Source organism: Vreelandella glaciei, from assembly GCF_013415125.1.
In the GTDB taxonomy this organism is placed as follows: domain Bacteria; phylum Pseudomonadota; class Gammaproteobacteria; order Pseudomonadales; family Halomonadaceae; genus Vreelandella; species Vreelandella glaciei.
The window spans coordinates 25,840-45,293 of record NZ_JACCDE010000038.1; the positions used below are offsets into that span (position 1 = coordinate 25,840).

17 protein-coding genes are annotated in these 19,454 nt (G+C 52.4%); 7 read left to right on the forward strand and 10 right to left on the reverse strand.

Annotation, left to right across the window (positions count from 1 at the left end; all coding sequences use genetic code 11):
• The first annotated feature begins 110 nt into the window (after window positions 1–110).
• A complete protein-coding gene (locus tag HZS80_RS20140) occupies window positions 111–527 on the forward strand; it encodes an SRPBCC family protein (protein ID WP_035557546.1) in 417 nt (138 codons plus the stop codon).
• A gap of 39 nt (window positions 528–566) precedes the next feature.
• On the opposite strand, the gene HZS80_RS20145 is transcribed toward HZS80_RS20140, so the two are convergent.
• The 9 genes from HZS80_RS20145 to HZS80_RS20185 form a co-directional block, all read right to left on the reverse strand.
• Window positions 567–806 (reverse strand): DUF2789 domain-containing protein, encoded by a 240-nt coding sequence (locus tag HZS80_RS20145; protein WP_035557549.1) that lies wholly within the window; start codon window positions 804–806, stop codon window positions 567–569.
• Window positions 807–893: 87 nt separating this feature from the next.
• Window positions 894–1,970 carry an asparaginase gene (locus tag HZS80_RS20150; protein WP_035557552.1) on the reverse strand — a complete coding sequence of 359 codons (1,077 nt, stop codon included), beginning with the start codon at window positions 1,968–1,970 and terminating at the stop codon, window positions 894–896.
• Between the two features lie 29 nt (window positions 1,971–1,999).
• Window positions 2,000–3,211, reverse strand: a complete 1,212-nt coding sequence (locus tag HZS80_RS20155) for an MFS transporter (RefSeq protein ID WP_179917119.1) — start codon at window positions 3,209–3,211, stop codon at window positions 2,000–2,002.
• An 8-nt stretch (window positions 3,212–3,219) separates the two neighbouring features.
• Window positions 3,220–3,723 carry a hypothetical protein gene (locus tag HZS80_RS20160; protein ID WP_035557558.1) on the reverse strand — a complete coding sequence of 168 codons (504 nt, stop codon included), beginning with the start codon at window positions 3,721–3,723 and terminating at the stop codon, window positions 3,220–3,222.
• Between the two features lie 95 nt (window positions 3,724–3,818).
• Window positions 3,819–5,075, reverse strand: coding sequence for a DEAD/DEAH box helicase (locus HZS80_RS20165; RefSeq protein ID WP_035557561.1), 1,257 nt, complete (start codon window positions 5,073–5,075; stop codon window positions 3,819–3,821).
• Between the two features lie 280 nt (window positions 5,076–5,355).
• Window positions 5,356–5,853 carry a helix-hairpin-helix domain-containing protein gene (locus HZS80_RS20170; RefSeq protein ID WP_179917120.1) on the reverse strand — a complete coding sequence of 166 codons (498 nt, stop codon included), beginning with the start codon at window positions 5,851–5,853 and terminating at the stop codon, window positions 5,356–5,358.
• A 65-nt stretch (window positions 5,854–5,918) separates the two neighbouring features.
• Entirely contained in the window at window positions 5,919–6,524 is a 606-nt protein-coding gene (locus tag HZS80_RS20175) for a PqiC family protein (protein WP_235272544.1), read from the reverse strand.
• A 10-nt stretch (window positions 6,525–6,534) separates the two neighbouring features.
• Window positions 6,535–8,235, reverse strand: coding sequence for an intermembrane transport protein PqiB (gene pqiB / locus HZS80_RS20180; protein ID WP_179917121.1), 1,701 nt, complete (start codon window positions 8,233–8,235; stop codon window positions 6,535–6,537).
• Window positions 8,228–9,550 carry a paraquat-inducible protein A gene (locus HZS80_RS20185; protein ID WP_246362371.1) on the reverse strand — a complete coding sequence of 441 codons (1,323 nt, stop codon included), beginning with the start codon at window positions 9,548–9,550 and terminating at the stop codon, window positions 8,228–8,230. Before HZS80_RS20185 ends, pqiB begins: the two co-directional genes overlap by 8 nt.
• A gap of 412 nt (window positions 9,551–9,962) precedes the next feature.
• Between HZS80_RS20185 and HZS80_RS20190 the strand changes: the two genes are divergently transcribed.
• The 6 genes from HZS80_RS20190 to HZS80_RS20215 all read left to right on the forward strand — a co-directional run bounded on the left by HZS80_RS20190 (window position 9,963) and on the right by HZS80_RS20215 (window position 18,013).
• Window positions 9,963–10,940, forward strand: a complete 978-nt coding sequence (locus HZS80_RS20190) for a calcium/sodium antiporter (protein WP_035557573.1) — start codon at window positions 9,963–9,965, stop codon at window positions 10,938–10,940.
• A gap of 231 nt (window positions 10,941–11,171) precedes the next feature.
• Entirely contained in the window at window positions 11,172–12,587 is a 1,416-nt protein-coding gene (locus HZS80_RS20195) for a cytochrome ubiquinol oxidase subunit I (protein WP_035557576.1), read from the forward strand.
• A 2-nt stretch (window positions 12,588–12,589) separates the two neighbouring features.
• Entirely contained in the window at window positions 12,590–13,591 is a 1,002-nt protein-coding gene (cydB, locus tag HZS80_RS20200) for a cytochrome d ubiquinol oxidase subunit II (RefSeq protein WP_035557579.1), read from the forward strand.
• Window positions 13,592–13,594: 3 nt separating this feature from the next.
• On the forward strand, window positions 13,595–15,268 hold the full coding sequence (gene cydD, locus HZS80_RS20205) for a thiol reductant ABC exporter subunit CydD (RefSeq protein ID WP_179917122.1): 1,674 nt from the start codon (window positions 13,595–13,597) through the stop codon (window positions 15,266–15,268).
• Window positions 15,265–16,971 (forward strand): thiol reductant ABC exporter subunit CydC, encoded by a 1,707-nt coding sequence (gene cydC / locus HZS80_RS20210; RefSeq protein ID WP_179917123.1) that lies wholly within the window; start codon window positions 15,265–15,267, stop codon window positions 16,969–16,971. Before cydD ends, cydC begins: the two co-directional genes overlap by 4 nt.
• Before the next feature lie 49 nt (window positions 16,972–17,020).
• Window positions 17,021–18,013, forward strand: coding sequence for an adenosine deaminase (locus HZS80_RS20215; RefSeq protein ID WP_179917124.1), 993 nt, complete (start codon window positions 17,021–17,023; stop codon window positions 18,011–18,013).
• Window positions 18,014–18,093: 80 nt separating this feature from the next.
• Here HZS80_RS20215 and HZS80_RS20220 read toward each other — a convergent pair whose 3' ends face one another.
• The gene (locus tag HZS80_RS20220) at window positions 18,094–19,080 is read right to left on the reverse strand and encodes a cytochrome-c peroxidase (protein ID WP_035557588.1); all 987 of its coding nucleotides are present in this window, start codon (window positions 19,078–19,080) and stop codon (window positions 18,094–18,096) included.
• Window positions 19,081–19,454: the final 374 nt, after the last annotated feature.

Genomic DNA, 19,454 nt, shown 5'->3' on the forward strand with positions numbered 1-19,454 from the left:
GACCAGTTCTGGCGTCTATCGCCGTACCTCATTGAGGTGAAAAATGCGTAGGTGGGCAGCATTAATATCAACATGCTACGCTAACCATCCATGTTGTTAGAGGCGAACCAATGGCAACGATTGAACATAGTGAAATCATTAACGCTCCGCCGGAACGCGTCTTTGATCTATTGCGCCGCGTCGAGGATTTTGCCGATTACTCGGATCTGATTCGGTCAATAGAGACCTTGGGCGAAAATCGTTATCGCTGGCACGTACGCGCTGTGGGTATGGACTGGGCGTTTGATGTCATGGTTACCGAGATTCAGCCACCCAATGTGCTTGCCTGGGAGTCGCTGAATGGCGTCAAGAATCAGGGCCGCTATCGCCTTCGCGAAGTGCCAGAAGGTACCGAAGTGGCGTTGACGCTAAGCTATGAAATTCGCAACCGCTTAATGGAGAAAGCCGTTAACAAAGCGGCCAAGCCGCTAGTCAGTAAAGTCAGCCGTCAGATTCTCGAACGCGTTGAGGCACGGTTAAATCGATAGCGCCGCACTAGGCGGCGTGGTGTTGATCAAACCGATGAGTTATTGAGTTTTATGCATCGAGGCATCAAGGTGGTCGACGACCTCTGCCCAATCCGCATCTTCCTCTACCGCTTCTTTTAGAAATTCTGCCTGACCCTCGTTCCAGCAGGGGGCTTCAGCCAACGGCATCGTTTCTGGGAGCGGGGCGTTGCGTTGGATAAAGCGCTCGATTGAATCTGCGTCAGATGCCAGTCCCAATTGCTCGAATAGCTCGCTGAAATGGTGTACCGGTTTTTCCATAATTTGTTGCTCCTTCAAGCGGTTAAAAGACTTCTTATAACATAGCTGGATTCTCAGCCTACGCCACTATTCAACCGCTTTGATTTGCTAGCGTTCACCGACTAGCGACGTCAAAAAGAGCTGTTGCCGGTCTTCTAACGCGAGTGGCTGGGCCAGTAAGTGAGCCAGCTTGGTGAAAGCCGCCTCTGGCGTCATATCATCGCCTGCGAGTACACCTGCATTGCTCAGCCCATGCCCAGCTGCGTAAGCACCCAGGTGGACACTGCCCTGTGGGCACTGGCTAATGGCGGCGAGCAGCTTGCCTTCCCCCCTGACCCTGGCGAGAACGTCCAGCACACTGGGGTCGCCAGGGAGGTTGCCAGCGCCCCAAAGCTGAAGTAACGCCCCTTTAACCCGCGAATCGCTCAACCAGGCGTCCAACTGCCAAGCTGATATGCCCGGCCAAAGAGCGATGCGAACGATCTCTCCCTGATTGACCAGTCGGTAGTCGGGGAGCTCGAAACGCGGTGCGCCACGCTGTTGCAGGCCAAGCCCGCGGCTGGGGTAATAAACAAAATCGTCGCCTACGCGCTCGCCGAGCAGTGGGTAGTTGGGGCTGGCAAAGGCGTTGGCTGCTTCGCTATGCTGCTTGATGGCGCGGACGCCCCGCAGTAATTGCCCTGCAAAGTAAATAGCCACCTCTTGGAGTTCAGGCTTAGCAGCAAACTGCAGCGCGCCGTGCAAATTGTCCAAGGCATCGCTGCCGGGCGATTCCAAGGGCGACATTGAGCCCGTGACGACCACTGGTCGATCTAAGCCCTGAAGTTGATAGGCAAGGCTAGCGGCGGTCCAGCTGAGTGTATCGGTGCCGTGAATAATCACGAAACCGGCGTAGGCCGTTAACTGGTCGTTAATATCACGGGCGAGCTGTTGCCAAGTGAGCGGAGTAGCCGCACTTGAGTCAATCAGCGTGGCGTAGCTGATGACCTGGTAAGGTGGAAGTAATTGCTGTTGGGCAAGTGGTAACTGGTTAAGAGCCGTCGCCATGCGAGTTGTAAAGTCGCCGCCAGGCGCAAGTCCTTCTGCATGCTGTTGCATACCGATGGTGCCGCCCGTGTAAATAACTAAAATGCGCTCTTGGGTGGGAACACTGTCGGCTAGAGGGGAGTAGGGGGGCATCGCCATCTCCTGGGGCTTTATGCGAAAACTGTTAATCAGAAAGTGGGCGTTACACGCTGTATCACAAGTTCGCCGCTCTGGTCATCCAATCGCTGATTGCGGCCCGCCAGTAGCGCGAAGCCACAGCAAACCGTGATCAGTGCGATTAACAGCCAAGCTATCTGTGATGTGTTGGCGCCCGATTGCAGCATAATCCCCACACCAAAAGGCCCTAGTGCTGCCAATGTATAACCCCCGCCCTGAACGAGCCCAGAAAGCTGACCGGCAAGGCGCGAGTTGGCTGTGCGTAAGACTAACAGGCTTAGCGCCAGGCTAAAGCTGCCGCCCTGGCCGATACCCAGTAGTGCAGCGCCTGGCCATTTCCATATTAGTGGCGCGATCAGCAGCATCCACAGACCAAGGGCGGTGCTAAGCAGCACAATCAATAGCGCGGGGCGCTGATCACGTCCCATACGTGCAAGCCAGGGGGCGCTCAGTGCCGAGGCAAGCTGGCACATAATAGAAATCGCCATGGTCCAGCCCGCATCGGCCTCGTTATAACCGCGATCAACCAGCAGTGTAGGCAGCCAGCCAAATACGATGTACGCCATGGATGATTGAATCCCCATGAACAGCATAACGTGCCAGGTGAGCGGTTGTTTAAGAAGCCGTAAAATACCGCTTTTGCGCGCTGTAGGCGTGCTTGTCATTGTGGTGCGGGGCATTTGGAAGTGCCACAGCACCAGCGCGAATAGCGCCAGCAATGACCAGCTCATCAAGCTCGCCTGCCAACTGCCGAGCAGTTGCGTTAATGGGACGCTAAACCCGGCTCCTAACGCGCCACCTAAGCAGAGCGCCATGGTGTATAAGCCGGTGAGCAGGTCTGCGCTGTCGGGGAGTTCACGCTTAACCAGGGCCGGTAGCAGGGTGCCGCCAATGCCGATCGCACAGCCTGCCATTGCTGAGCCGATAAAGAGTCCACCGGGGAGGGGTAAACCACGCAAAATCAACCCAGCAGCCAGCAGTGTCAGTGCCGCACTCAGCGCCCGTTCGCTGCCTATGCGTTTAGCCAGGGCAGGGGCAAGTGGGGCGGAGAGGCCTAAAAACAGTACTGGGAGTGTGGTGAGTAGCCCCGCAGCAGTAGCGGAAAGCCCCGCGCTTTCTTGCAGGCGAGTAAGCAATGGGGCAACCGAAGACATGGCGGGGCGTAAATTAAGCCCCACCACAACCATCAGCAAAATAAACGTAATCGAGCGACGCGTTGCCATACGAGTATTTACTTAAGGTGGGGACGCAAGTCTCCGCGAACGGCATCGAGTAGCGTAATGAAGTGGTAGTCCTGGGGAGTGTCCAGACAGTCGACCCTGACGTTTGTGCGCATGCCTTTATCCATATTCAACTGGTCAAATATTTCTAAAGTAAGCTTGCGAGCAGGTTTATCGCCTGGCGCCAAGATGCCATCTTCAAGGGTAAAGGTTTCAAGCAAGGTAACGCGTACACGAGTGCTATTGCCTTCGCTAAGCACACGGCGCACAAATAGCCAGCCTTCGCAGGGAAGTGCGTGGTTGTCATCCCGTTGGCGTAAGAAAATCGTGCGGTAGCAGGCGCCTTCAACCGACGCTTTTTCAGCCATGCTGCGATAGGCCTGTACCACCTGATTAGCCGACGCCCGGGCGTCCTCTAAGCGCTGTACGATCCCTTGATGTTCGCGGCTGAGCTGCTCTTGACGTTGAAACGTCAGCCATTGGCGGTACTCGGCCATCAGTTGAGAAGACGCCATAATCACTCCGTGAAAAGTATTGGCTAAAATAGCTGCTGGAAACAGCGGCTTGGAATATGCAAAAACGACACCTTCGCATATTCCTGCACTCTGAGCTAGCGCCGCGCGCGACGTTTACGCTCGCCACCGGTATTGGCACTCTGGCCTTCGGGTTTGCGTTTAGCGCGAGGCTGACGTTGATTGCGTCGGCCATTTTCGATGGGCTCAGGTTTGATACTGGGGTCGGGCTCAAAGCCAGGTTCAATGTGCTTTGTTAGCTTCTGCTTGATTAGCCGCTCAATATTGCCTAGCAAGGCATCTTCATCGACACACACCAATGAAACGGCTTCGCCATTGCTGCCAGCACGACCGGTGCGGCCAATGCGGTGGACATAATCTTCCGCCACGTTGGGTAGGTCAAAATTGACGACGTGGGGCAACTCATTGATATCCAGTCCACGAGCAGCGATATCGGTGGCCACGAGTACCTGCAGGTCACCGCTCTTAAATGCCGTTAGCGCGCGAGTGCGAGCTCCCTGGCTTTTATTGCCATGGATCGCCATGGAAGGGATGTCCTGCTTGGAGAGCTGCTCTGCAAGGCGGTTAGCGCCATGTTTGGTGCGCGTAAATACCAGCACCTGGAACCAGCCGTTTTGCTGAATCAAGTGGGCCAGCAACTCACGTTTCTTCTCGCGATCAACACGGTAAATCGCCTGCTCAATTTTATCGGCAGTAGCATTACGCGGCGCTACTTCAATCATCGCCGGATTATCCAGCAGCTGTTGTGCCAGGGTCTGGATCTCATTAGAGAACGTCGCCGAGAACAGCAGATTTTGGCGCTTTTTGGGGACCAGACGCAGCAAGCGCTTAATGTCATGAATGAAGCCCATATCCAGCATGCGGTCGGCTTCATCAAGCACTAAAATCTCTACACAGGAGAGATCCACATGCCCTTGCTGGTGAAGATCCAGCAAGCGGCCTGGGGTGGCAACCAGTACATCCAAACCGGCTTTTAGTGCATCGATTTGAGGCTGTTGGCCGACGCCACCAAAAATAATGTGGGAGCGTAGTGCCAGATGCTGGCCATAGGTCGACACGCTTTCGCCTACCTGAGCGGCAAGCTCACGGGTAGGGGTTAGCACCAGTGCACGTACCTGACGTTTCCCAGGTCGTTTGCCGGTGTTTAAGCGTTGCAGCATTGGCAGCGTAAAACCAGCGGTTTTACCAGTGCCGGTTTGGGCGCTGGCCAGCATGTCGCGGCCTTCAAGTACAACGGGAATAGCCTGTCGTTGTATCGGGGTAGGCTCAGTGTAACCTTGCGCTGTGACAGCGCGTAATAAATCGGCGTGCAGGCCAAGTTCAGAAAAGCTCATGCGTTCTCCGCAATCACCTAGTGAGTTAATACCGGTAAGTGGTTATTGTCACTAGATGTAATGTTCAAAAAGCGAGGTTGATTGACCTTCGCGGCAGCGAAGTGTGCCAGATATCTCAACATGCCGCGATGGTCGTTAGTTAGCCGTGGATGACCGTGAAAGGAGACGTGAAGATTACAGCGCTAAGAAATGCTGAGACTGATGTGCACGGGCACATCAGAAAACTTACGTATCAGTAATTAGCCGAGCAGTGTAACACGAATATACGATGCCAGCCTGTTTAGCTCTCTTGTGTCAGTTGTGAATGCTGGGCATGAAGAGGGATCAACCGAGCTAATGTCGCGGGCGGTAATTGCATCTGGGCAAGCTCGCCAGGTGTTAACCCAAAAAATTGCTCGGGTGTGAATACGCCTAGCTGAAATAGTTGTTGTGCCGTCGCCGGTCCCAACCCATCAAGGGCGAGTAGTCGTCGTGCAAAAAGAGAAATAAAACGATTTTTTTGTTTGTTATCGAGCTCGGCGCAGGTGGTTTGATAGTAATTTCCCGCGTGCAGCGTAATAAATTGCTCAATACGCTCAAGCGCGGCTAGCGTTGACGCGTCGAGCGAGTGAATGGCTAACTGATCGAGTAGAGCGTCGTGACTATGCAATGCTGTTTCAAGGGTTGCGAGTGTCGCCTCTCCCTCCAGCAGGGAGGTCACTGTCTGCATTAACGCATTGACCGCCTCGCGCAGTTGTTCAGCGGGCAATTCAGCAGTGTTGTTCGTTTCAACTATCATGAGAACATTCCTGAGAAGGCTGATATTTAGCGTAGTTCAGCAAACCGTGGTTAGTAAGCCTTGAATTAATTAAAATAATTGCCTTGGCGTATTTCATTGGCGATAAGCTCGGCGGCTTGATCCCAGCTTTCGCTCAGAGCGCGCACGAGCGCTGGGTAGCCATCTGTTTCAAGCGGTGTCTCCGAGTAGAAATTCTCCATTACCAACAGTTCGCCAGCACTGTTGACTAATTGCCATTGGCCACTCGCGACGGCGACACCATCAAAACGGCCTTGGAATTGATCAACAGTAAGGCGCAGGGTCAATGCGTTAGCGGGTTCGCCCTCTGCGCGCATCACCCTGAGCGTGGGCATCGCTTGCGATAAATTGGCGCGCATGCGGCGTTCTAACTGCCTATCCAACCCTTCCGCCCACTGATGCTCACGTGCCGCGTTCAGCGTAATATCGTCTAACTGCATCACTATGCCGTCAACATCAAGATAATGCGCAAGTCGAGGGCTACTCAGTACGAGTGTACCCTCTGGCTGGTTAGTGGTACTGCTCACAGTGTCGCTCGGTAGCATATAGCGCGCAGGGGGAGTAACACTGCTGGCGCAAGCGGTTACCAGTGCACAGATCATTAGTAGCAGTAAACACTTGATCCAGTTCGTCATACTCGTCCCTATAAGCATGGAGGGCTCCTTAATCACGTGGCGCGCGCGGAATGGGGTCTTGGGCATCCAGGTTATCAAACAGCAGAGCCCTGGGATTGTCGTTAAGCGTGCGGGTAAGTGGCTGCAAGTCACGCATTAAGCGATCCAGTCGTTCGATGGCAGTGGTGAGCTCTTGGTAAGCGGACGATGACGGAGACAGCCCTTCCAGCGTGCTACGTAGTTCCTCAAGAGTCCCGTTTAGGTTGCCACCAATCGCCTGGGTCTCCGGATCATTCAGCAGCTGATTGAGAGAAGCACTTACTTCACGTACTTCATTAAGAACATCCTCAGAGGCCTGCAAATTACGATCCAAGCCAGCAAGTAACGGCTCAACCTCAAGGCTGTTCAGTTTCTCAAGCAAATCGGTCACTTGTGCTTGAATCTGCGCAAACCCGCCCGCCACCGTAGGGAATACGTCGCGCTCAGAGAATCGTTCAGCGACATACTCGTCGGCAGGGTCTCGTTGGAAGTTTAAGTCGACAAACAGTGCGCCTGTCAGCAGATTGCCACTTTTGAGTGACGCGCGAAGCCCCAGACCAAACATGCGCTCGAAACGAGCTTGCCACTCTTCTAGATTAATATCGCTATTTTCAATACCCAGGCGCTGCGGCTCAATCCGTATCAAGACAGGAATTGCAAAGCGCGCGCGCGAGTCAGGCTGAGGAGCGGTAAAGTTCCAGGGCACGGCGGCAACAGTGCCCATTCGCACCCCGCGAAACTCTACAGGGGCTCCTTTTGAAAGACCGCGAACCGTTTCATCTACCAGCAGTACATACTCTAAGTAACGATTAAAGGTGCCTTCTCGTGCCGCATCTTCATCAGCATAAAGGGTGAAGCGCGTATTGGCTTCGACTGGCTGCCCCATAGGTAGGTCTTCAGGTACGCCAAACGTAACGCCGCCGCCGAGTAAGGCTTCAATGGATTCGACGTTAACGCGTACACCATCAGCACCTAAACGAAAATCAATACCACTAGAGGTCCAAAAACGTGTGCTGTCGGTCACTAAGTCGGTATACGGTTCTTCAATAAATACCTGATGCTGCATAGTGCGTGAATCAGGTTCAAAGCTATTTTCTTCAATGCGCCCCACGGTGTAGCCCTGATAGGAAACCGGGTCGCCGACGCGAAGGGAGTTTCCCAGTTGGCTGGTTAGGCTTAGTCGCAGGCCTGCCTGCCCGGCCGGGGCGACGGGAGGGATATCGCTGACAGGAAACTCGCGTCTAGGTGCTTCTTCAGTGCCGGGCTCAAGCTGAATGTAAGCGCCGGATAGTACGGTACCCAAGCCACTAATCCCTTCACGCCCAATGCGCGGTTTAACCACCCAGAAGCGACTATCTTCGCGCAGCATATCCTCGACTTCCGGCTGGATGCGTGCGGTTAATACTGCATGAGAGAGATCATCGGATAGACGCACACTCTGTACACGACCAATTTCAACATTGCGACTGCGGATCAGTGTATTGCCCGCTTCGATGCCCTCTGCATTATCCATGGTAAGCGTGACTTGGGTGCCCCGACTGGAGTAGTTGTCATATACCAGCCATAAGCCAATCGCAATGGCGACGATAGGCACTACCCAAATAGGAGAAAGGCGCGTTTGACGCGATGTCTTGGCCTTATTTAAATCCTGTTCGCTGGCGGAGTCAGCATTAGCCTGGTTGGAAGTAGGCGGAGTTGTTTCATTAGCCATCAACAGGTTCCTTGGTGGCCGCTTTACGGCGAAGAAGAAAGTGGCGAAGAGAGTTTCTATGGGGAGGTGATGTATCCCATATTAAGCGTGGATCAAATGTCATCGCCGCCAACATGGTTAACACAACCACAGAGCCGAAGGCGAGTGCAGCTGGACCTGGTGTAATTGACATTAATGATCCTGCGCGGATCAGCGCCACCAAAATAGCGACCACAAAAACATCGACCATCGACCAGCGGCCGATAAATTCCGTTAAGCGATAAAGCCGAGTACGGCTTTGGGCATTCAAGACGCTGCTGCGTCTAACGACTAGGCAAAGCCAGGTTAAGGCAACTAATTTGCCGACTGGTACGATAACGCTGGCTATGAAAATGACGGCTGCAATTGGCCAGGAGCCCATCTGTATCAGTTGAACGACACCGCCTATGATGGTTGATGGTGAAGAGTTGCCCAAGCTTGTGGTGGTCATAATAGGGTAAACATTAGCAGGAATGTACATAATCGCGGAGGCGCCCAGCAGTGCCCATGTGCGCTGTAAGCTATGCGGTAACCGCTGGTGAAGCTTTTCATGGCAGCGAATACAATGTCCTCGGCCCTGTGGCGATAGACGATTAATAAGCCCGCAGGTGGGGCAGCCAGTTAGCCCTTGGCCAGCGGCAGGGATTCCAGTTTGAGTGCCGTCGGGGGCCAGGGGTTCTCCCTCTAGCGAGAACCACATCCAATCTGCGTCGATAGATTGAGTGGTCATCAGTAGTAGCAGTGCAAACACGCAAAAACCCCAAAAGGATATACCTAGCTCAACATCGGCTAGGCCCGCTATTTTGATCAGGCTTACCAGGGCGCCAATAATAAATACGTCGGCCATCATCCATGGCGTTAAATGCGCTAATGAGCGGGCTATATCGCGGCTAAAAGGCAGAGGGTGACCCCGCAAGAGGCCAAACTGGAGCCAAAGCACGCCAAGCAGGTATACCGCTGGCAATACCACTATGGTCATGATGATGGCGATTGCGACGAGCGGTTGATGAAAGCCAATCAGGGCAGTGGCGGTTTGGGTTAACTCAATGCGGTTGCTAACCCCGCTAACGGTAAAACTAATAAAAGGAAATGAGACGGCCACCATTAGTGCAATGAGAGATGCGATGGCGAGCGCCATGCTGCGCTGAGCAGGGTAGCGATGGCGTTTGACTAATACATGCGAGCACCTTGGGCAGCTTGCTCTTTCACCAGAGCTGAGTGGTGGTAGTGCGGATACCCAGTCACATTCATGACAGGCGCGCAAACGCCTTCGCTGAGTTCGAGTCTCAGGCGGCATGAGGTCAACAAGGGGGGTGTTAACCGGTAGTGCGCGGCGCTTTATCAATCGTTGTGGAGGCAAAAACCAAAACTCTCAGTGCGAATACCTAGCTAAACTACTAGGATGTGGCGAATTAAGCTGTTAATTACACATTTTAGCAAGTTTATGTCACTGAAATAATGTTCAAAAACATAGCCAAGCCGCTTGACCATGGCATCAGTTTAGACAACGATGCTGCGGCGCAATGGCGAGTGGCGGCGGATGAACAGCACTGCCGGTTGCTTCTCTGCCAGGATAGCTCCTCAGCAAGAGGTCGCAACGTGATGGTTAGCGTTGCTAGTAAAATCATCTTGGCGCCCTCGCTATGAGGGTGCGCTAAGCTACAAAACGTTGAAATTAGTGCCGTTCATTATGCCATGAAGGAAATGAAATGCTGCTTCCCACATTAGCGGTTGTGTTTGGTTTGATATTATTGGTTTGGAGTGCTGAAAAGTTTATTGATGGCGCTGCAGCCACATCGCGTTGGCTTGGGCTTTCGCCGCTGTTGATTGGGATGCTTGTCATCGGTTTTGGTACCTCGGCCCCAGAAATGATGGTATCGGTGCTGGCGGCAATAGATGGTAACCCAGGGCTGGCGGTAGGTAATGCATACGGCTCTAATATTGCTAATATTGGCTTAATACTGGGGCTAATAGCGCTTATTTCGCCATTAGCCGTTCATTCCAGCGTTATCCGTAAAGAAATGCCAATACTTATGCTAGTCATGCTGGTGACTGGCTTGATGCTGCTGGACGGTTTTGTAGCACGCTGGGAAGCTGTCTGTCTTTTACTGGCATTAGTGGCTTTTATCGTTGTTAGTATTATTCGCTCACGTAGTCAGCCTGACGACGCAATCGTATCTGAAGTAGCTGAGACCCTGGATAGCAAACCGATGTCCCGGGGTAAATCCATTATGTGGACCCTGGTAGGGCTGCTGTTTTTGATCGCTAGTTCACGTCTATTGGTGTGGGGGGCGGTTGAAATTGCGGTTCGCTTCGGTGTCAGTGATTTGATTATTGGTCTAACCGTCGTCGCTATTGGTACTTCGCTGCCGGAACTCGCCTCTTCTATTAGCGCTCTGCGTCGGAAAGAACACGATATGGTGTTGGGCAACGTGGTCGGTTCTAACCTGTTTAACAGCTTGGCGGTCGTTGGCCTAGCGGGGGTTATTGCGCCCATTGAAGCAGGTCGGGAAGTATTGGTGCGCGACTGGAGCGTGATGACGGGTATGACACTGCTGATGATTCTATTTGCGTTTTCTTGGCGTGGTCGCCCACGGCGCATTAATCGTTTGGAAGGTGGGATATTGCTGGCGCTTTTTGTCGCGTACACCGGCTATATGGTAAGCGTCGTTATTATGTCTCGTTAGACGTATGTTCCTAATAGCGCAGCGCTATGGTGCTTGGTGCGTCAATGCGACCCATCTTGGGTGTTAGGTTGTCAATGTATGATGGGAACTTAATATATAATATGTTTAAAAAATTAACATAGTTAAGAAATAAGCTTAGTGCTTATAACTAAAAGTGCGCTGCCATTAAGGCTCAACTAAGCTTGTGTTAACTCGTTGATGGAATGTCGATTCAGGCCTTAGGAGAGTGAAATGGAACTTGATCCGCTCGTATTATCGCGATTGCAATTTGCATTCGTTGTGTCGTTTCACGCGATCTTCCCCGTGTTTACTATTGGTCTGGCGTCCTACATTGCGCTGCTTCATGGGCTGTTCTTCAAAACGAAAAATCCAGCCTGGGACCGCCTGTCGCTCTTCTGGACAAAGGTGTTCGCCGTTGTCTTTGGCATGGGGGTGGTGTCTGGCATTGTGATGTCCTTCCAGTTTGGTACTAACTGGAGCAATTTTTCACAAGCATCCTCGAATTTCCTCGGCCCTATGCTGAGCTATGAAGTGGTGACAGCTTTCTTCTTAGAAGCGGCTTTCCTGGGCGTGCTGCTATTTGGGCGTGGAAAGGTTCCTCAAGGCGTCCACCTCTTTGCGGCCATTATGGTGGCGGTGGGCACCTTTATTTCGTCCTTTTGGATCCTATCGGCTAACAGTTGGCTGCACACGCCGGCAGGGGTAGAGCTGATCGACTTCCGTTTCCACGTCACCTCTTGGACAGAGGCGATCTTTAATCCGTCGTTCCCATACCGCTTTATGCATATGGCCGTTGCCTCCTTCCTGACAGGTGGCTTTGTTGTCGCAGGGGTGAGCGCATGGTTTCTGTTGCGTGACCGGGACCCAGAAGCTAACCGCCGTGCGCTCTCAATGTGCCTTTGGCTGTTGCTGTTTTTGGCACCTACCCAGGCCGTTATTGGCGATTTCCATGGCATCAATACGTTAGAGCACCAGCCGACTAAAGTGGCTGCGATGGAAGGGCATTGGGAAACCTCCGGCAATGTGCCGCTGTTGTTATTTGCTATTCCTGATCAAGATGCGCAAACCAATCACTTTGAGCTGGGTATTCCTAATCTGGCCAGCATCATCTTGACCCACTCTATTGATGGGGAGGTGCCGGGGATTAGCGAGGCGGCGCCTGAAGAGCAGCCGCCAGTGCTGATCATTTTCTGGGCCTTCCGAGTCATGGTAGGGATTGGCCTACTCATGATTGCAGTGGCGTTAACGGGATTAGTGTTACGCATCAAAGGTCGTATCTTTGATAAACGGCTATTTTTAAAAGGCTTGACTGCCATGATTCCTATGCCATTTGTCGCTGTCTTGGCGGGCTGGATCGTGACTGAGTCAGGTCGTGCGCCTTGGCTCGTTTATGGAATGATGACGCATGCCGAAGGCTTAACGCCTTCACTAACGGGCCCTATGGCGCTATTTACTCTGATTGGTTATATCTTGGTTTACGCCGTGGTGTTTTATGCGGGCATTTATTACCTCACGCGCGTGGTGCGCAACGGTATGCTGCCTGAAGAAGAGCGCGATACAACCGATGAGAACTTCAAGCGGCCCATGCGCCCAATGTCTGCTGCGCATACCCCTTTTGACGATGACGTTGACCCGGTGAGGAGCTAGACATGGAAATGTTTGATCTGACGTTAGTTTGGGCCTTTATCATCGGTTTCGGCATCATGATGTATGTGTTGATGGACGGATTTGATTTGGGGCTGGGGATTCTTTACCCCTTTGCTCCTGATGAAGATGCCCGCGATGTGATGATGAACTCAGTGGCACCGATATGGGATGGCAACGAAACATGGCTGGTGCTAGGCGGGGCTGGTTTGTTGGGCGCTTTCCCGCTGGTTTATTCGGTTTTCTTGCCGGCTTTATATATCGGCGTCTTCTTAATGCTGGCGGGCTTGATCTTTCGTGGCGTAGCTTTTGAATTCCGTTTTAAATCCAGGCGCAATCGGCGCTGGTGGAACCGCGCTTTCTGCTGGGGATCGGCTATCGCCGCATTCGCTCAAGGAGCTGTTGTCGGGGCTTATATTCAAGGCTTTCCAGTGGAAAACTTCGCCTATGTAGGCGGCGCCTTTGACTGGCTGACGCCTTTCTCAGTGCTGACCGGGCTTGGTTTAATGGCAGGCTACGCCCTGTTGGGGGCCACTTGGTTAATTCTTAAATCAGAAGGCCATGTGCAAGATTGGGCTTACAAAATTACCCCAATGCTGCTGGCGCTGGTGCTGTTTGTTTTTGCCGTGATCAGCCTATGGACGCCGTTCATCAATCCACTAGTGTGGGAGCGGTGGTTCGGTAATATTCAGCTAATTTGGGTTTTCCCCGTCTCTGCACTGATCTGTGCTTTTATCGTCTTTCGTTCGGTTCAAAAGCGTCGTGAAGGCGTACCTTTCCTAGCGACTATTGGTATTTATGTCTTTACCTATTTAGGTCTAATTGTAAGTAAATGGCCAGTCATCGTGCCGCCAGACTATACGCTGTGGGATGCAGCCTCTTCGCCTGAATCACAGCTGTTTTTACTGGTGGGAATGGTGTTTGTTATTCCGATTATATTGACCTATACCGCTTGGACCTACTGGGTATTCCGCGGCAAGGTGCGTGTAGGCGAGGGATATCACTGATTCATGGTAACTGAAGAAACGCTCTCCCTTTCGCCGCGCAGTTGGCTTCAAACATTGGCCAGGGGAGAGCGTAAACGTCTGCTAGGCTCTGCACTTTGCGGCGTACTGGCAGGTAGTCAAACGGTTGTGATAGTAGTGGGTCTTGCCTGGCTTATTGATCAATTGGTAATTCACGACCAGTCGCCAATGTCTTTACTGCCGATATTTTCTCTATTGGTGGGCTGTGTGCTTTTGCGCGCCGCCTTTCAGTGGGGGCATGAAACGCTGAGCTTGGAAGCGAGCCTGCGAATACGTCAGCGTGCCAGAGCTCAGTTGCTCGATAAATTATCTGCATTAGGTCCCGTTTGGCTTACCAGTCAGCATAGTGGTTCATTAGCCAGTCAAGTGGTTGAACACATCGATACGCTAGAGGGTTATTTCGCGCGTTTTTACCCTCAACTGCGTATCACGTTCTGTTTACCACTGTTGATCTTGGCGGTGGCAGGCTGGCTTGATTACTTGGTGGCACTTTTCCTGCTGCTTTCTGCACCGCTTATTCCGCTTTTTATGGCGTTGGTCGGTATGGGGGCGGAACGCCTTAACCGTGACCAATTCGTTGCGGTATCGCGATTGTCTGCGCATTTTATTGATCGGGTGCGTGGTATGACGACGTTGCAGCTATTTGGACGTACCTTCGCCGCACAGCAGGATGTTTGGTATGCCACCGACGAATATCGGCGTCTGAGTATGCGTACTTTGCGTTTGGCTTTTCTCTCTTCTGCCGTCCTCGAGTTCTTTTCTTCAGTCGCGATTGCAGTGGTGGCCATGTATGTCGGTTTTGGCCTGTTGGGCTATATCGAGTACGGGCCATCTTCGTCACTGACGCTTTTTTCTGGCTTAGCGGTGCTACTGCTCGCTCCCGAGTTTTTCCAGCCTCTTCGTACGCTTTCTCAGCACTACCATGATCGCGCGGCGGCACTCGGTGCCGCCGAAAGTGTAGTGAATATACTTAATCAGCCAAGCTTGGTGAGCGGTCATCGTCATTTGCCTCCGCTGTCGGAAAGATCAGCCATCGAATTAACGGCTGCCTGCGTTGCTTATCCCAGCCGAGGGCAAGTAATAGGCCCGATCACTCTCACTATTCAAAAGGGGGAGGTGGTGGCGATTAGCGGTATCTCCGGTAGCGGAAAGTCGACACTGTTGGCGCTGCTGGCGGACTTTATCGCCCCCAGTGCGGGAGAGTACTGGCGACAGGTGAATAGCCATTATGCCTGGCTGGATCAGCAGCCTTGTCTCCTGCACGGAAGCTTGATTGATAATCTCCGCTTAGCAGCTCCTGACGCTTCTCGTGAAGAAATGGTTGCAGCGCTTCAGCGCGCAGGTTTTGGGGCTCTTTTAACCCAACTGCCCGAAGGCCTAGATACATTAATTGGTGAGCGTGGAGTTGGACTGTCGGGGGGGCAGGCTCAGCGTTTGGCAATTGCCCGCGTTTATCTCAGTAATGCTCCACTGGTACTGTTAGATGAACCCACGGCGAGTTTAGATCAAGAGACAGAGCAGTTCGTTATGACTGCTCTACTTGAGCTTGCGCAAGAGGGGCGAACGCTGGTGATCGCTACTCACCACCCCGCCGTCATCGCCGTTGCTCATCGTCACTTTGCTTTTGAGAAGGGCGAGCTGGTAGAGGTGGTCTCATGATGGGGACTTACCGTGAATTCCGCCCTTGGTTGCTGCTTCTAGTTCGGAGGCGCAGGCGCTTCTTGTTAGGCGCTTTGCTGGTATGGATCACCCTGATGGCAGGACTGGCGCTGCTGGGCCTGTCGGGTTGGTTTATTACTGCCAGCGCGTTGACAGGGATCGCGCTATCCTTAGGCCTTCCAGCGCGACTGGATGTTTATGTGCCCGGCGGTGGCATTCGTTTTTTTGCCTTGGCGCGTACCGTCGCCCGTTATGTTGAGCGGCTGTATAACCATAATACGGTGCTAACGCTACTGGCTGACTTGCGGTATCGGGTATTTGGTTATTTAACCCACTTCGACGATGCCCGATTGCATGGTGAGCGTGCCAGCGATTGGCTAAGCCGGTTAACGGCGGATATCGACACGCTGGATAACTTTTATCTCCGGCTCTTGGTGCCACCGTTAGTTGCGCTGCTCGGCGTGGTAGCCGTCTCGCTTTTTGTGGCTATTTGGTTGCCCGGCGTCGCCGTTCTGATGGCGTTGACACTAGGCGTGCTGTGGCTAGTAGCAACACTCTTGGCTGCTGTTTGGGGGTTTTCGCAAAGCTATCAGCAGGTGGTTGATCAGCAGTTGCTGCGTCGTTTAGTGGTTGACCAGGTGCAGGCCTCGGCTGAGTTGATGAGTTACCAAACGGCCGAGTGGCACCGTACGCTTATCGCCAGTCAAGAGCGGCAGGCGTTTAGCAACTCGCGCCGATTAGGGCGTAAGACTGCGCTATTAAATTGCGTGGTGAGTGTTGTTAGCGGCGTCATGGTAGTCGCAGTCGTGTGGTTGGCTAGCCTAGTGTTTAGTCAGCAGTTGGTAGCGGGGCCTATTTTGGTGATGGCTGCATTGATAGCACTGGGAGCCAATGAGGCGTTTATTACGCTACCTGCTAGCTTTATAAAGCTAGGCGCGAGCCATGCTGCGGTTCAACGTTTAAATGAATTAGCCGATGTTCCAACGGCAAGTAAGGCCTCTGCTACTCTACCAGAAGGGCGCGGCCTAGATATTCAGGCGAATCAGCTCTCTCTGCGCTATGCCCATACACTTGGGCCCGCGTTAAGTAAGGTTGAGTTTTACCTGCCCGCCGGAAAGCGAGCGGTGATAACCGGCAACTCCGGAGCCGGTAAATCTTCTTTAGCCAGCCTGTTAATGGGGCGCTTAAAAGCGACGCAGGGAGAGGCGATGGTCGGCGGGGTGCCATCGTTGCAACTTTCGACCGAAAGCCGTGCTCATCACTTTGCCATGCTCACCCAGCAGGTAGACCTTTTTGATGCTTCTATAGCTGAAAATTTGCGCATTGCTAACCCTACCGCTAGCGATGTCATGCTTTGGGAGGTTTTGAGGGCGGTAGCGATGGACAGTTGGGTTGAGCAGTTGCCAAAAGGTTTGGCGACAGCGGTGGGGGAGAAAGGCCATCAGCTCTCGGGTGGTCAGGGCCGGCGTTTAGCTCTAGCGCGTCTTATGCTAGGTAACCCTCAAGTCGTGATTCTAGACGAGCCGTTTGCTGGTGTTGATTCAGCGACAGCTAAGCATATTGCGGCTTCCTTGGATAAATGGCTGATTAATCGAACGGCTATCTTCTTTCTACATCAAGTGAGTTCGCTAAAACTATTGCCTGGGATCGAGTACCACTGGCATTTAGATGCCGGTAAACTTAGCCAATGCCCGCTGAAATAATCGATAATGAATGACATTAATTAATTGATAAGGCAGCTAGGAGCCCTCCATGCAAGAATTTTTACACGCCCTTCCCAAAGTAGAGCTCCATTTGCACATCGAAGGCTCATTGGAACCAGAATTAATGTTTGCGTTAGCGCAGCGCAATGGCATTGATTTGCCTTATGCGACTGTTCAAGAAGCTAAAGATGCTTATCATTTCAGCGGTCTGCAGGGGTTTCTAAACCTCTATTTTCAAGGCATGAACGTGCTTCGTAATGAAGAAGACTTTTATGACCTGGCGATGGATTATTTCAAGCGTGCGCGGGAGGAAGGTGTTGTTCATATCGACATGCACTTTGACCCTCAGGCGCATCTGCAACGTGGCGTTCCCCTTGAAGTGGTCATGGGGGGATTATTAAAAGCCAAGCAGGAAGCTGAAGAAACTCTCGATCTCTCTATCGGCATGATTATGGCTTTTCTACGTGATCGCCCTGCTGAGGAGGCGTTACATGTCCTGGAGCAAGCGGCTCCGTATTGGAAGCTGCTGGATGCGATCGGCTTAGACAGTGCTGAGCAAAATAATCCGCCTGCTGGGTTTGTGGATTTATTTGAGCGCGCTAAGCAGCTTGGCCTTGTTCGTGTGGCCCATGCAGGAGAGGAAGGCCCAGCAGAATATATTCAAGAAGCCCTGGATCTTCTTGATGTTCAACGTATCGATCATGGTGTGCGGTGTTTGGAAAGTAATGAGGTAGTTGAACGTTTGCGCAGCGAGCAAATTGTATTAACGGTCTGCCCACTTTCTAACGTGAGTTTAAAGGTGGTGGAAGATCTGCGTGATCATCCGCTTCCTAAGCTGTTGGCTGAAGGGCTCAAGGTAACGATTAGCTCGGATGATCCCGCCTATTTTGGAGGCGGGATGCTGACCAATCACCTTGCTTGCGCCGAGGCGTTTGGTTGGGATGAAGCGGTATTTCGTCAGCTAACCTGCAATGCTATTGAAGAAGCTTTTGTTACTCCAAAGCGTCGCGAAGAGTTGCTGGCTCGTTTGGCTGCTGTATAACATCAAACCGCTTGGTCGCGCTGATCAGGCGGTTGTTCGCATTGAGGCGATAGTTTTAAGTGTCGGATTAAAACGATAGTTCAGGGCAATGCAGGTACGTCAAAATCAGGCATTTCACCGGTTAGTGTATTGAGAAACGCGGTAATAGCACTAATAGTGTCATCATCAAACTCCCGTCCGAGCATTTCTTTGCCCATTATAGCGACCGCTTCTTTCAGTGTTTCAGTCGCTCCGTTATTCATATATGGATACGTCACCGCCACATTGCGCAGCGTAGGTGTCCTGAAACGGTACTTATCACTCTCTTCTTCGGTGACTACGTAACGACCTAAATCGGTTGAGCCTGGAACCTGAATCGCATGAAATTGGCTATCGGTTAAAGCAGGACCGCGATGGCAGGCGATACAGCCATTATCAACAAAAGCCACCATACCGTCTTTGGCTTGTTGGTTAATTGCCTCTAAATCACCGTGTAGGTAACGATCAAAAGGTGAGTTGGGTGTATTGAGCGTACGTTGGAAAGCGGCTAACGCGTGGGCCAGATTATCATCGGTGATAGGTTCTTCTTGATCAGGATAGGCGGCGTTGAATTTTTCCTGATAGAGCTCGAATCCCACCAGCCGCTCCAGGGCCATTTCCAGATCCATCGCCATTTCCACCGGTGCTTCAATAGGGCCCAGTGCTTGGCCTTCTAAATCAGGCTCTCGGCCATCCCAAAATTGTGATCCCAAAAAGCCACTGTTCAGCACGGTGGGGGTATTACGTTCACCGACCTGCCCATCGTGGCCAACAGCGCGGGGAATTCGGTCAGCCCAGCCTAGCGCTGGATTGTGGCAGGTGGCACAGCTGATAACGCCACTCGACGAGATGCGTGGTTCAAAGAACAGCATGTTACCGAGTTCTACCTTCTCCTCTGTTAATGAGTTGTCCGCAGGGATTGGTGGCAGGTAAGGCAGTGCCTCGAAACGTTGGCGGTAATTTTCCAAGCCATCGTCAGCCATGGCTAAGCTTGCAGCAAGAAAGCTGCTGGCCGCCAGTGCGGGTAGTAAGGTGGCTTTTATGGTCATGTTTAATCTCCCTCGCTTTTATAATCGGCGTTTTGGGCTTCGTGCGAAGAGCCTCAACGTCCACTATCTGTAAGCTTATGGGAGAGGGGGGTAGCCGTTTTGACCCAGATCAAATCTTGCATTGCTTTATAGTGCGTGCAGGGTGAGCCCTAATCTTTAACGACTTTTAGTCATAAATGTTCAAATCACTGTTGACCCTAGCGGTGGATCGGGTAGTATACGCACACGTCAACGGGGCACGGCCTCATCGACTAGCTCTTTAACAATTTGATCAGGTAATTCATGTGGGCGCTTGCTGATGTTGGTGACAAATCACCGAATATCAAGGCAAGCGACTCAAGCAATAGGGTGTTAAAGGATTCGTCCTTTGGGAT